This window comes from Nocardioides sp. Root682 (genome assembly GCF_001427795.1).
GTDB lineage: Bacteria > Actinomycetota > Actinomycetes > Propionibacteriales > Nocardioidaceae > Nocardioides.
Genome location: NZ_LMHJ01000001.1, coordinates 2,142,576 through 2,155,517, shown reverse-complemented (window position 1 = coordinate 2,155,517; position 12,942 = coordinate 2,142,576). Strand labels below are relative to the sequence as shown.

Annotated in this window: 14 protein-coding genes; 13 read left to right on the top strand and 1 reads right to left on the bottom strand. The window is 68.7% G+C overall.

Features of this window, described 5'->3' with window-relative positions:
- Nucleotides 1-32 precede the first annotated feature (32 nt).
- The 11 genes from ASD84_RS10160 to ASD84_RS10110 all read left to right on the top strand — a co-directional run bounded on the left by ASD84_RS10160 (nt 33) and on the right by ASD84_RS10110 (nt 10,216).
- Nucleotides 33-629 carry a TetR/AcrR family transcriptional regulator gene (locus ASD84_RS10160; protein WP_056709664.1) on the top strand — a complete coding sequence of 199 codons (597 nt, stop codon included), beginning with the start codon at nt 33-35 and terminating at the stop codon, nt 627-629.
- Nucleotides 626-1,429: a hypothetical protein gene (locus tag ASD84_RS10155; RefSeq protein WP_156391747.1), complete on the top strand. Its 804-nt coding sequence runs from the start codon at nt 626-628 to the stop codon at nt 1,427-1,429. The genes ASD84_RS10160 and ASD84_RS10155 overlap by 4 nt, the downstream gene beginning before the upstream one ends.
- Nucleotides 1,430-1,550: 121 nt before the next feature.
- Nucleotides 1,551-2,420, top strand: a complete 870-nt coding sequence (locus ASD84_RS10150) for an MlaE family ABC transporter permease (protein ID WP_082573276.1) — start codon at nt 1,551-1,553, stop codon at nt 2,418-2,420.
- The gene (locus ASD84_RS10145; RefSeq protein WP_082573275.1) at nt 2,420-3,295 is read left to right on the top strand and encodes an MlaE family ABC transporter permease; all 876 of its coding nucleotides are present in this window, start codon (nt 2,420-2,422) and stop codon (nt 3,293-3,295) included. Before ASD84_RS10150 ends, ASD84_RS10145 begins: the two co-directional genes overlap by 1 nt.
- A 2-nt stretch (nt 3,296-3,297) precedes the next feature.
- Nucleotides 3,298-4,347: an MlaD family protein gene (locus ASD84_RS10140; protein WP_056709658.1), complete on the top strand. Its 1,050-nt coding sequence runs from the start codon at nt 3,298-3,300 to the stop codon at nt 4,345-4,347.
- Entirely contained in the window at nt 4,340-5,374 is a 1,035-nt protein-coding gene (locus ASD84_RS10135) for an MCE family protein (RefSeq protein WP_056709656.1), read from the top strand. The genes ASD84_RS10140 and ASD84_RS10135 overlap by 8 nt, the downstream gene beginning before the upstream one ends.
- The gene (locus ASD84_RS10130) at nt 5,371-6,345 is read left to right on the top strand and encodes an MCE family protein (RefSeq protein WP_056709654.1); all 975 of its coding nucleotides are present in this window, start codon (nt 5,371-5,373) and stop codon (nt 6,343-6,345) included. Before ASD84_RS10135 ends, ASD84_RS10130 begins: the two co-directional genes overlap by 4 nt.
- A 1-nt stretch (nt 6,346) precedes the next feature.
- Nucleotides 6,347-7,417 (top strand): MCE family protein, encoded by a 1,071-nt coding sequence (locus ASD84_RS10125; protein WP_056709652.1) that lies wholly within the window; start codon nt 6,347-6,349, stop codon nt 7,415-7,417.
- Nucleotides 7,417-8,499: an MCE family protein gene (locus ASD84_RS10120; RefSeq protein WP_082573274.1), complete on the top strand. Its 1,083-nt coding sequence runs from the start codon at nt 7,417-7,419 to the stop codon at nt 8,497-8,499. Before ASD84_RS10125 ends, ASD84_RS10120 begins: the two co-directional genes overlap by 1 nt.
- Nucleotides 8,496-9,572 carry an MCE family protein gene (locus ASD84_RS10115; RefSeq protein WP_056709645.1) on the top strand — a complete coding sequence of 359 codons (1,077 nt, stop codon included), beginning with the start codon at nt 8,496-8,498 and terminating at the stop codon, nt 9,570-9,572. The genes ASD84_RS10120 and ASD84_RS10115 overlap by 4 nt, the downstream gene beginning before the upstream one ends.
- A gap of 5 nt (nt 9,573-9,577) precedes the next feature.
- Complete coding sequence (locus tag ASD84_RS10110) at nt 9,578-10,216, top strand: hypothetical protein (RefSeq protein ID WP_056709643.1); 639 nt, start codon at nt 9,578-9,580, stop codon at nt 10,214-10,216.
- 36 nt (nt 10,217-10,252) lie between these two features.
- Here the strand turns inward: ASD84_RS10110 and ASD84_RS10105 are convergent, their stop codons facing one another.
- Nucleotides 10,253-11,842, bottom strand: a complete 1,590-nt coding sequence (locus tag ASD84_RS10105) for an adenylate/guanylate cyclase domain-containing protein (RefSeq protein WP_056709641.1) — start codon at nt 11,840-11,842, stop codon at nt 10,253-10,255.
- A gap of 47 nt (nt 11,843-11,889) precedes the next feature.
- On the opposite strand from ASD84_RS10105, the gene ASD84_RS10100 reads away from it, so the two are divergent.
- Both ASD84_RS10100 and ASD84_RS10095 read left to right on the top strand, forming a co-directional pair.
- Nucleotides 11,890-12,408 carry a nuclear transport factor 2 family protein gene (locus tag ASD84_RS10100; RefSeq protein ID WP_056709640.1) on the top strand — a complete coding sequence of 173 codons (519 nt, stop codon included), beginning with the start codon at nt 11,890-11,892 and terminating at the stop codon, nt 12,406-12,408.
- Nucleotides 12,405-12,941, top strand: a complete 537-nt coding sequence (locus ASD84_RS10095) for a PGPGW domain-containing protein (protein WP_056709638.1) — start codon at nt 12,405-12,407, stop codon at nt 12,939-12,941. Before ASD84_RS10100 ends, ASD84_RS10095 begins: the two co-directional genes overlap by 4 nt.
- Nucleotide 12,942 lies beyond the last annotated feature (1 nt).

Genomic DNA, 12,942 nt, shown 5'->3' with positions numbered 1-12,942 from the left:
GCACCTGTCCGGCCAGCCTGTACCTTGTGGCCATGTCCACCGATGTCGGCACCGACAGGCGCGAACGGATCCTGCGGGCCGCGTCGCGCCACTTCGCCAGCACTGACTACGACAAGGTGTCGACGGTGGCGATCGCCACCGAGGCTGACGTCAACCGGGGCTGGATCTATCACGAGTTCGGCTCGAAGAGGGACCTCTATCTGGCCGTGCTGAACCAGACGGTGCGCACGCCCACCCTGCCGACGTTGGCGGGGGTCCGCGGGTCGGAGGATCTCGCTGCGTCGATCTCGGAGGTGATCGACGTGTGGCTGAGCCGGATCGAGGTCAATCGTGAGTCCTACCTGGCCCTGCGGCCGGTGCACTCCGGATCGCACAGTGACCCGGTGGTCCGCGGCCACCTGCGTGAGATGAACGAGGCCACCATCGACAGCGTGCTGGCGTCCGTGACCCGCGACCCGGAGCAGGCGACGCCCGCCACCCGGGCCCTGGTCGCCTGTTTCGGCGAGCTCACCTGGCAGGCGCTGCGCGAGTGGCTGGAGACCGGGCGGCTCGACCGTGACCACGTGCACCTCGTGCTCTGCAAGGCGCTCGCGACGCTCATCGAGCTCGCGCCCGAGGTCGCGCAATGACACGACAGGTGCGTCCGGCCGTGCGGCTCGGCGCCACGCTGGCCGCGGTCATCGTGGCGGTCTCCGGTCTCGCCGGCTGCGGCAAGGACGATCCCGGCCCCGGACTGTCGAAGCCGGGGGACGCGGCCAAGGGTGAGCGCGTCGACGTCGATGCCTTCGTCGACCTGATCGAGGCGAGCTTCGACCAGGACGCCTCGGCCCGGGTCGCGTTCGAGGTGCAGGGCCCGACCCCGCTGAACGGAAGTGGGGTCGTCGAGTACGTCGACAGCGGGATGAACGTCGACGTCAAGATCACCGACTGGCAGGTCAAGGGCGGCTGGATCAGGCTGCGCACCGTGGGGGACACCGCCTACATGTCGGTCCCGGAGTCCCGTGGGCTCTGGGTCGACATCGGGGCGGAGGACGCAGACCTGGCCGGGGCCGTGATGCAGGAGGCGGACCCGCGTGGGCAGACAGACCTGTTGCGTGACGCCATCACCGAGGTCCGGTTCAGCGGCGAGGACCTGGTCGGCGACGTGCCGACGCGGCGCTACCAGGTCGTGGCGGAACCGGCTGTGAGCGCGACCGACGCGAGCGCGACCGACGCGAGCGCGACCGACGCGAGCAGCGGCGTCGACGTCACGGAATTCTGGTTCGACGAGTCCGGTCGGATCGTTCGCCGCTCCAACGACATCGGCACCGGCGGCGCCCAGTTCACCTGGGTCGACTGGGACGCGGCGGTCGCGATCGAGCCTCCCCCGGCCCGGCAGCTGATCACGCTGGAGAAGCTCGAGCAGCTGCGGCGCCAGCAGGGCAAGTGACTTCCCGGTGACTTCCCGGGCGGATCGCCGCCCGTGGGATTTTTCGGTGAGACGGGTCACAGGTGGTCTCGCGTCGGCTATGGTCCTGTCCTGGTCTTAGCATCTGTTAAGGCTCACATCCATGGGGGTGGCCAGTGGCGCGCGAGATCAGGCAGGTGGGGTCGTGGCGAGTGCGGTGACGGGCGCCCGGGACGCTGTCGACTTCCTCGTCGACCACGCGACGACCGGCATCAACACCGCCGGTGAGATCGTCGTCCTTGGCTGGGACTCCACGATCGCCGCGATCACCGGCATCCTGGGCCGCACGTTCTCGTGGGACGAGTTCTTCCTCCAGGCCTGGTTCATGGCGCGGGTCTCCCTGCTGCCCACGATCCTGGTCTCCGTGCCCTTCGGGGTGATCGTGTCGGTCCAGGTCGGTGGAGTCGCCGGCCAGATCGGGGCCAACTCCTTCATCGGCGCCGTCAACGCGATCGGTGTCATGCGGCAGGCGGCCCCGCTCGTCGCGGCCATCATGATCGCGGGCGTGGTCGGCGCCGCGGTCACGGCCGACCTGGGTGCGCGCACCGTTCGCGAGGAGATCGACGCCCTGATGGTCATGGGCATCTCGCCGGTCGAGCGACTGGTGGCCCCGCGCCTGGTCGCCGCTGTGCTCGTCGGCGTCTGTCTCAGCGCGGTGGTGGCGACCACCGCCATCATGACCGGCTACGTCCTCGTCGTGGGTTCCGGTGCCGTCAGCTCCGGCACCTACCTCGGCGCCTTCATCTCGTTCGGACAGACCCTCGACCTGGTGATGGCGGTCCTCAAGTCCGCGATCTTCGGCTTCATCGCGGTGATGGTCTCCGCCCACAAGGGGCTCAATGCGCGCGGTGGACCGAAGGGTGTCTCCGACGCGGTCAACCAGTCCGTCGTGCTCAGCGTGATCCTGCTCGCGCTGGTCAACGTGGGGGTCACCCAGGTCTACGTGATGCTCGTCCCGCAGAGGCTCGTCTGATGGCCACCGTCACCGGCCTGGGCCGGGGTGGCTTCGGTCGCGCCGTCGGGGACCGCGTCGTCAGCGTCGCCGACGGCGCACTCGACATCCTGGCCCGGCTGGGGTCGTTCGGATTCTTCAGTGCGCGGGTCCTGGCATCCGTGCCGGCCACGCTCAAGCGCTATCCGACGGAGTACCTCCGTCAGCTGACCGACATCGCCTGGGGTACCGGCGCGCTCCTCGTCGGCGGCGGCACCATCGGCATCATGGTCCTGCTGTCCGTCGCCGCCGGCACCTCGCTCGGCATCGAGGGCTTCAGCGGGCTCGAGCTGCTGAGCCTCGGTCCGCTCACCGGAGCCATCAATGCCGGCGTCAGCACCCGCGAGCTCGCGCCGCTGATCGCGTCGCTCGCGCTCGCCTCGCAGGTCGGCTGTCGCTTCACCTCGCAGCTGGGCTCGATGAAGCTCCACGAGGAGATCGACGCCCTCGAGGTGATGGCGGTGCCGCCGATCCAGTACCTCGTGGCCACCCGCGTGACCGCCACCATGACCGCCATCCTGCCGCTCTACTTCATCGGGCTGATCGGCTCGTGGATCGCGTCGAGGTCCGTGGTGACGATCCTGTTCGGCCAGTCGGGCGGGACCTACGACCACTACTTCGGGCAGTTCCTGTCGAGTCGTGACCTGCTCATCTCGACGATCAAGATCCTCGTCTTCACGCTGATGGTGGCGTTGATCCACTGCTGGTACGGCATGACCGCTCCGCCAGGACCGGCCGGCGTCGGTGAGGCGACCGGACGTGCCATCCGGGCCAGCATCGTCACGGTGATCCTGATCGACATGCTGTTCACGTTGTTCTTCTACGGAACCGACCCCGGCATCAGGATCTCGGGGTAGTCGTGGCGATCTTCCGTTCCCACCAGGGAGAGCCGTCCCGTCACGAGCTCGCGCTCCAGGGTGCCGTCGTGCTCGGTGTCATGGTCGCGATGGTGGTCGTGCTGAACCTGAAGCTCAACGGTTCGTTCTCCGACCGGGTGCCCGTCACCGCCCAGCTCGAGTCCGCCGGCGGCGCCATCCGCGGCGGTGTCGACGTCAAGATGCGCGGCATGGTGGTCGGCAAGGTGATCTCCGTCGAGGGCGACGCCCGGCAGGTGCGCCTCGGGCTGGAGCTCGACAAGGACCAGGTCGACAAGATCCCGGGCGGAGTGCGCGTCCGGGTCCTTCCCGCTTCGGTGTTCGGGACGTCGTACGTCGACCTCGTCGTGCCTCGCGGCGAGCAGGCCGGTGACCCGATCAAGGCGGACAGCACCATCGTCCAGGACACCTCGGCGAAGACCCTCGAGCTCCAGACTGCCCTCGACAGCATCGACACCCTCGTCGACGCGCTCGGCCCGGCCGAGCTCGCGACCGCCCTGCACACGCTGTCGACGGTGCTCGACGGACGCGGCGACGACCTGGGCGTCGCGTTCGACACGCTGAACGCCTACACGACCAGGTTCGCCCCGCTGATCCCGCGCCTTCGCGGGGACCTGCGCCTGCTCGCGGTGAACCTCGATGCCGTGGCCCGCAACGCCCCGGAGCTGCTGGACGCGACGGACGACGCCCTGTTCAGCCTCGACAACCTGATCGATCGGCGCGAGCAGCTCACCACGGTGCTCGACAGCGGTCTCGCACTGACGCAGGAGGCCAACAAGCTCCTCGTCACCCACGAGAGCGACTATCTCCGTGCGCTGTCGCTGTCGGTGACCCTGGTCGACGCGCTGTACGACGAGCGTGGGGGCCTGCGCGACACGTTGCTGGAGACCGGCACGGTCTCGAAGAAGCTCTCCTCGGTCCTGGAGGACGGCTACGCCCGCGTCGAGGGCTACGTCCAGCTGACCGGTCCGGGCGACTACACCCGCGCCGACTGCCCGCGCTACGGCTCAGCTCGCGGAGGCAACTGTGGTTGACGCACCCAAGTTCCGGGTCAAGGCGGTCTACGTCAAGGTCATCGCGTTCTTCGCGATGTCCGCGATCCTGCTGCTCCTGCTCGCCAACACGATGGCCGACGAGGTCGACGGTGACGTCCGCGAGTACACCGCGGAGTTCGCCAACGTGAGTGGCCTGCGTTCGGGCGACGACGTCCGGGTCGCGGGCGTCCAGGTCGGCAAGATCACCGGTATCGAGGTCGACAAGGACACGAAGACCACAGCGCTCGTGCACTTCACCCTGCGCGCCGACCAGCCGCTCCTGTCGAACTCGACCCTGGTCATGCGCTACCAGAACCTCCTGGGGCAGCGGTACGTCTCGATCGTGCAACCGGCCGAGCACGGCTCGGAGATGGCCGAGGGCGCCGCTGTGCCGATCGCTCGCACGAGTCCCGGCTTCGACCTGACCGCCCTGCTCAACGGCTTCCGGCCGTTGTTCGACGTACTCAAGCCGGAGGACGTCAACAAGCTCTCCGAGTCGGTCATCAAGGTGCTCCAGGGCGAGGGCGGCACCGTGTCGGACCTCCTCACCCAGACCGCGCAGCTGACCAACTACCTCGCTGACCGCGACGAGCTCTTCGGCCAGGTGATGGACGGGTTGACCCCGGTGCTCGTCGATCTCGCCGGCCAGGGGGACGAGCTGCGGGGCACCATCCGGCAGCTGACGACCTTCATGACCGGTCTCGCGAAGCACCGCAAGGACTTCGGGAACACCATCGACGACATCTCCCAGCTCCTCGACACCAGTGAGAGCTTCCTGCGCAACGTCCGGGGACCGCTGAACGCCGATGTCGAGAAGGCCAAGGCGCTGCTGGACATGTTCGCGTCCGAGAAGGTCCGGTTCGGAGGAGCGATCGACGGTTTCGGATCGCTCATGGGCACCCTCTCGCGGGTGCTGTCGTACCGGAACGCACTGACCTTCTACTTCTGCGACCTCGATCTCGACCTCGGCGCCATCGCCATCAGCACCACGGCTCTGCCGGGAACGAACTCGGAGGCGTGTCGATGAAGAGGATCTTCAGTCGGGACGAACCCTTCCGGATCGGGATCGCCGCCTTCGTCGCCCTCGGAGTCTTCGGTCTCGTCGTGATCGCCATCAGTGTGGTCCCGTTCGGCGCCCGCACCTATCAGGCCGAGTTCAGCCACACCGCAGGGCTGCGTGCCACCGAAGGCGTCCAGATCGCGGGTGTCGAGGTCGGCGAGGTACGCAAGGTGAGCGTCGCCGGTGATCACGTGGTCGTGGAGTTCACGGTGTCCAACGACATCGACCTCGGCTCGCAGACCGAGGCATCGATCAAGGTGGGCACCCTGCTCGGCACCCACTTCCTCGACATCGTCCCCGGAGGGAGCGGCGAGCTGTCCGCCGACACGATCCCGCTCGCCCACACCTCGGTTCCGTTCAACCTCCAGGACGTGATCGACAAGGGCACCGGGGCGGTCGACGAGATCGACGCCACGAAGATCAGCGAGGCCCTCAGCGTGGTCGCCGACACCCTCAAGGTGGCCGGACCGCAGCTGGGTCCTGCGTTCGACGGCGTGGCCCGGATCTCGGAGATGATCACCGCCCGCGACGAGCAGTTCGGTGACCTGCTGGAGGCGTCCCGGCAGATCTCCGACCAGCTGTCGAGCGGGACGGCCGACCTGGTGAAGCTGATGGAGCAGTCGAACCTGGTCATCGGCGAGCTGGTCCGGCGCCGCGAGGCGATCCGTGACCTGCTGGGCGACATCACCTCGGTGACCGCATCGATCAACGGGATCATGGACGACAACGAGGCGGACCTGAAGCCGATGCTGCGCGACCTGAACACGGTGGTCAGCGTGCTGGTGAACCGGGACGAGGCGCTGCGCTCGGCCCTGCACAACCTCGCGGTGACCTCCCGGTACTTCGCCAACGCGACCGGCGACGGCCCGTTCGTCAACCTGCTGCTCATCGACCCGTTGCCCGACAAGGTTCGCTGCGGCCCGACGGGAGGGTGCTGACATGCGCCGTCTGCTCACCTCAGCCCTGGTCGTGATGACCGCCGTCCCGCTCGCCGGATGTGTGCCGTTCGGCAGCGAGGACCGTGAGATCACCGTGGTCCTCGCTGACGCCGCCGGCCTCTACGTCGGCAACGACGTCGGTGTCATGGGTGTCCCGGTCGGGACGATCACCGCGATCGAGCCGCGCGGCGGCGTCGTCGAGGTGACCCTGGCGGTCACCGACGACGACATCAAGGTCCCTGCCGATGCTGCGGCGGTGGTGGTGTCACGCTCGGTGGCCACCGACCGTTACGTCGAGCTCACGCCGGCCTACTCCGGCGGCGCTGAGATGGCCTCCGGTGCGACGATCCCCATGGAACGGACCCGGACGCCCGTCGACTTCGACCGGGTGCTCGGATCGATCTCGGACCTGGCGGAATCACTCAGCTCGCCGAAGGTCGCCAACGGGCTGCGCGAGATGCTCCAGGTCACCGCCGCGGCGTTCAGCGGCAACAGCGACGAGCTGCGGGGAGCCGTCAGCGGGCTCGCCAGCCTGGTGGACACGGTGCACGGCCAGCGCTCGGACATCTTCGCCACGATGGAGTCGCTCGACACGCTCGCGAGCGGCCTGGTGAGCAACGAGGAGCTGGTGCGCACCTTCGTCGCCAACCTCGGCGGCGCGATCGAGCTGCTCAACTCGGAGCGGGACACCATCGCCGATGCCCTCGAGGGGGTGTCGGCGACGGCCGACCGGATCGCCAAGTTCAGCAAGGAGAACAGGGGTGCGGTCAAGGCCAGTCTCACCGACGTGCAGAAGCTCTTCCGCAACATCCTGGCGAGTCGCCGGGACCTGGAGGAGACGATCGAGGTGTTGCCCCTGGCGACACAGAACGTCGCCAACACGGCGACACCCTCGGGACACGTCCTGGTCCGCGCCATTCCGACGCAGCTGACGCCGCTCGGCCCGCTCTTCGAAAAGGTCTGCCAGCTCCTCGGTCCCGTCTGCAACCTGGCCACTTTCCCGGACCTCTCCGGGATTCTGGACGGTGTCCTCGGCCCGCTCCTCGGCGGCGGCAACCAGGGAGGCAACTGATGAGGCCCGGAGTCGTGGCCGGCCCGAGGGGCCGGGTGCTGGCCGTGGTGTCGGCGTTCCTGCTGGTCGTGGGGCTGGCGGGATGCTCGACCGGTTACAAGGACCTTCCGCTGCCCGGCTCGGCGGTGGGTGGCGAGACCTACCAGGTGTCAGCGGTGTTCGACCAGGCCCTCAACCTGGCCCAGGGCGCGCAGGTGAAGGTCAACGGAGTGTCTGTCGGGCGGGTCCAGACGGTGGATGTCAAGGACTTCAAGGCGCACGTCACCATGGACATCAAGGCGTCCGTCGAGATTCCGGACGACTCCTCTGCCCGGCTGCGCTACGACACGCCACTGGGTGAGCTCTTCATCCAGGTCACGCCGGGGAAGTCGCCGAGGAACCTCGCCGGCGACGACCAGTTCCCGGTGGCCAACACGGCCACTGCCCCGTCGGTCGAGGACGCGCTGGCGTCGGCGTCGACCCTCATCAACGGTGGTCGTCTGGGCGAGCTGCAGGTGATCGCCGAGGAGCTCAACGCCGCGTTGGGTGGCCGGGAGGACGAGATCCGGGCCAGCGTCCAGCGGGTGACCGAGTTCCTGCGCCAGGCCAACGCAAGCCGTGGGGACATCTCCCGTGCCCTCACCGCCTTGCGGTCCGTGTCGGACGTCCTCTCCAAGCGGCAGAGCACGATCAAGCGAGCGCTGCGTGAAGTGGGACCTGCCGTCGAGACCCTCGGCGAGGACACCGACAAGGTCATCGCCCTCCTCGCCGGAGCCAAGGACCTCGCCGCGACGGCCAAGCGTCTCGCGCTCAAGGTCGACGACCCGCTCCTCACCATCCTGAGGGACCTCGGGCCGATCGCCGACGCCGTGCTGTCGACCCGCTCGTCGCTCCGCTCGGGCCTGGACAACCTGATCGCGGTGGCCTCGCAGCTCGAGAAGACGGTGCCCAGCGAAGTGCTGCCGCTGCGCGCCAGGCTCAACCTGACCAAGACCCAGCTCAACCTCCTCGGTTCCATCGCAAGCGCACCACGCGCACCGGTTCCCGGCGACGCTGGAGCGCCACTGCTTCCGGGTCTCGACCTCCTGGGAGGACGGCGATGAAGCGCAAGTACATCGCCAGCGTCGCCGGCATCGTCGTGTCGTTCGTGCTCTGCCTGCTCTACCTGTTCGGCGTCGCGCTCAGGACGCCGTTGACGGAGCGACCGGTCGTCGTGACCGTCACGTTCCCGAGCAGCGGTGGCCTGTACGCGGGCTCCGAGGTGGCCTATCGGGGTGTCCGCGTCGGCAAGGTGACCGACCTCAACCTCTCGGACACCGGCATCGAGGCATCGGTCCGGCTCGACGCTTCGGCCGACATCCCCGTGGATGCCCGCCCCAAGGTGCGGAGCCTGTCGCCGGTCGGCGAGCAGTACATCGACTTCCAGCCCACCACGGACAAGCCGCCCTTCCTCGAGAGCGGCGACATCGTCGAGGGCAAGGCCGGGGACCTGCCGACGAGCCTGGCCACGGCAGCGACCAACCTGAACAACCTGATCGAGCAGATCGACGTCAAGGCACTGCGAACCGTGCTGACCGAGACCGCCGAGGGGCTCAAGGGGACCGAGGACGACCTGCAGCGGATGGTCGTGCAGGGGTCATCGATCCTCCATGAGTTCGACGCTCGTTCGGACCTGACCGAGCGGCTCCTCGACAACGGCGACCGGCTGCTGCGCCTCGGCGCGGACCTGGTGCCGGACTTCGACACGATCACCCGCAACGCGACGGTCTTCGCCGACTGGCTGCGCAAGATCGACCCGGTCCTCGTCCGGTTGCTCGAACGAGCTCCGGGCCAGATCGAGGAGATGCGCAGCCTGGTCCGCGACGTCGAGGACATCCTGCCGGCGTACCTCGATCCCTACATCACGCTCGCCGACGTCGTGGCTGCACGCGATCCGCACCTGCGGGCGCTGTTGCGTGACTACCCGCGCGGGTTCCGGGCGCTCGGCAACGCCGTCCACGGCGGAGCGGTCCACCTCGATGCCTTCTTCGAGTACTACACGTACTGCGGTTACGGCCACGTCGAGCGCAGTGCCCGCGAGCTGAAGCGTCATCCCCTCCAGGACGACGGGCAGTGCCTGAAGAGCTACCCGGCCTCCCAACGCGGCGCTCAATGGGCGCCGGAGCCCCTACGATGAAAGCGATGACAGACGACGTGGAACGAACCGCTGAACCAGCCGTCGACCCCGATGTCGTGGACGTCGACGGGGATGCAGTCGACCCGGATGTCGTGGACGACACGGGTGCTGCCGACACGGATGCCGCGCCGAGGTCCGACCGGCGTTGGCCGATCCTCTGCGCAGTGCTGGCGCTGCTCCTGATCGCTGCGGCCGTCGGGTGCTTCGTCCTTGCGCAGGACCGGTCCGACCTCGAGGATCGCGCCAGCGCGGAGAGCGCGGCCACCGAGGAGGCCGAGCGGATCGTCGTCTCGTGGCTGACCTACGACTACCGCACCTACGAGGACGACATGACGTGGGTGACGTCGAGCGGCACCGAGAAGTTCCAGAAGGAGTACTCCCCGGAGGCGCTCGAGGGTCTCCGCGAGAAGATGATCGGTCCGCAGGAGCTGGTGAGCCGCGGGCGGGTGGTCAACTCCGCCGCCACGACCAAGGACGCCGAGCATGTGCGGGTCCTCGTCTTCACCGACCAGACCCTCACCGACAAGGACATCCGCAGCGGTGGAGCCGAGCCGCTCCACGCGCGCAGCGGTGTCGAGCTGTCCATGGTCCGTGTCGACGGCAAGTGGCTGGTCGACGAGATGGTCCAGCTCCAGTTCCAGTGAGGTCCTGCGTCTCGATACGTCGCTCGTGCCTCGCGACTACTCGACGACCTTGGGGCGCGGTACGGCGAGGCGGGTGGGCGTCGAACGGCCCCGCAGCGTGGCTTCGCCGTTCTCGATCCAGTGCGCCGCCTCGGGGGCACCTGCCAGGTGTGCCGTCTCGACGGACTCCCACGCCGCGAGCACGCCGCCGGGCACGTCCTTGGCGAGGTCGGTGAGCCGGGCCGCCGAGTTCACCGCATCGCCGATCACGGTGTACTCGAACCGTTGCTCGTGGCCGACGTTGCCAGCCACCACCTGCCCGGTGGCGACGCCGATCCCGGCGCCGACCTCCGGCACCTCGATCGCCAGCCGGACCGCCATCGCCCGGGCCGCGGACAGTGCCGCGCTGGCGTGCTCCTCGAGCTCGACGGGCGCGCCGAACACGGCCAGCACCGCGTCGCCGATGAACTTGTTGACCAGCCCGTAGTGGCGGTCCACCTCGTCGACCACGACCCCGAAGAACCGGTTGAGCACGGCGACGACCTCGGCCGGCCCGTGCTCGGTGGCGTACGTCGTCGACCCCACGAGGTCGACGAACAGCACCGAACAGACGCGGGTCTCGCCGCCGAGCTCGATCTCGCCCGCACCGAGGGCCGCGGCCGCGGCGGCCACCTCCTGGCCGACGTGGCGACCGAACAGGTCGCGGATCTGCTCGCGCTCCTGGAGGCCCGCCACCATCTCGTTGAACCCGCTCTGGAGCTGCCCGAGCTCGGTGCCGTCGTAGACGATCACGTCGCTCGCGAGCTCCCCGCCCTCGACGGCGCGCATCGCGTCGCGCACCGACAGGATGGGCGCGACGACCGCGCGGGCGTTGAGGTCGGTCAGCAGCAGGCCGAACACCAGCACGATGCCGCAGACGATGATCGTCACCACGGCGAGGTCCTGCAACGTGACGTCCTTGCCGCTGGGTGTCAGGGCAAGGATCGCCACGATCAGGAGTCCGATGATCGGAGTGCCCGTTCCGAGGGTCCAGAAGATCGCCATGCGGGGGCCGACACCGACCCCGCGGAGCTTGCCGGTGACCCGTACGTCGGACAGCGCGCGGGCCGCGATCGGACGCAGGGAGAACTCGGTCAGCAGGTAGGAGATCCCGGCGACCACGACGGCGCCGATCCCCACGGTGAGCCCGGTGCCCAGGGCACGCGAGGGCTGCAGCATCACCGTCAGCATCGTGAACAACGCCGTGCCCACGCCCCACATGCCCAACTGCATGGTGGTCAGCACGAGCGGCACCCGCAGGGCGCGAGCGCGTTGGCTGTGGTCGGGATCGACCCCGGGCTGGGTCGCCCAGCGCAGCGCGCGCAGCGAGGTCGTCGTACCCCAGACGGCTCCGACCAGGGCGGCGACGAGGACGTACGTCGGGATCGCGATCGCGAGTGCGATCACCATCTCCTTGTTCGGATCGGGTGACGGGACCGCCCACGTGTTCAGCACGAACACGACGACGGCGCCGATGACGTTGGTGGAGATCAGCAGGAACGTCAGCAGCAGCTGGATGCGGATCCGCAACCGACGGGGAGGCTGGTCGCGCGGACCCAGCAGGCGCGAGCCGAACGGGCTGCGTCGATGGCTGGATCCGCGGGGCATGGGCGCAGCCTAGTGTCGGGTGTGGGCCCACCTGTTTGAATCAACCCATGAGCGGTTCACCCACGGCCACCGGCTTCTCGGCCGCCGAGATCACCGATGCGTACGCCACCTTCCACGGCAAGGTCGCGGGCTTCGTCGCGAGTGGTGACTGGAGCGGCTACGCCGACCTGTTCACGCCCGACGCCGTCTACGTCGAACATGCGATGGGGACCTTCACCGGCCGCGACGAGATCCGGGCCTGGTCGATGAAGACGATGACGTCGTACCCCGGCCGGGTGATGACCGGCTTCCCGCTCTCGTGGCAGGTGGTCGACGCCGAGCAGAACCGCCTCGTCTGCGAGGTGCTCAACCCGATGCCCGACCCCGGCGACGGGACGATGCTCGTCGAGCCCAACATCACGATCATGACGTACGCCGGCGACGGGCTCTTCTCCGGCGAGGAGGACGTCTACAACCCGCTGCGGTTCCACACCATGGCGGTGACCTGGGCCCGGATCGCGGCCGCGCACGGCAATGCGGACGACGACGTCCTGGCCTGGCTGGACCGCTTCGGTGGCGGACGATGACCGGTACGGCGAAGCGGCTCCTGCTGGAGGTCGTCGGCTGGGTCCTGCTGCTCGCCGGTGTGGCCGCGATGGTGCTGCCCGGTCCCGGCCTGCTGCTCATGGCGGCCGGTCTGGCCGTGTTGTCGCAGCAGTACACGTGGGCCGAGCGGCTGTTGGACCCGGTGATGCTGCGCGCGCTGCGCGGAGCAGCCGAGGGTGTCGCGACCTGGCCGCGGGTGATCATGTCGACTCTTGCGGGGCTCGGGTTGGGCGCGTTCGGCGTGCTCTGGATCGTTGGCCCGGACGTGCCGTCGTGGTGGCCGATCGGCGACAAGTGGTGGCTGTTCGGCGGCGTCTGGACGGGCGTCACCCTGCTCTTCTCGTGCGTCCTCGCCCTGGCCCTGCTGGTCTACGCCTTCCGTCGCTTCCACGGCAAGCCCGAAGCGGTCGCGGCCCTGGAGGGCAAGATCGACGAGGCCGAGGTGGCCGCGCACGAGGAGCGGGAACGGTTGCGCAAGAAGGTCGAGGAACGCCGGCACCACGAGAAGGAGTGAG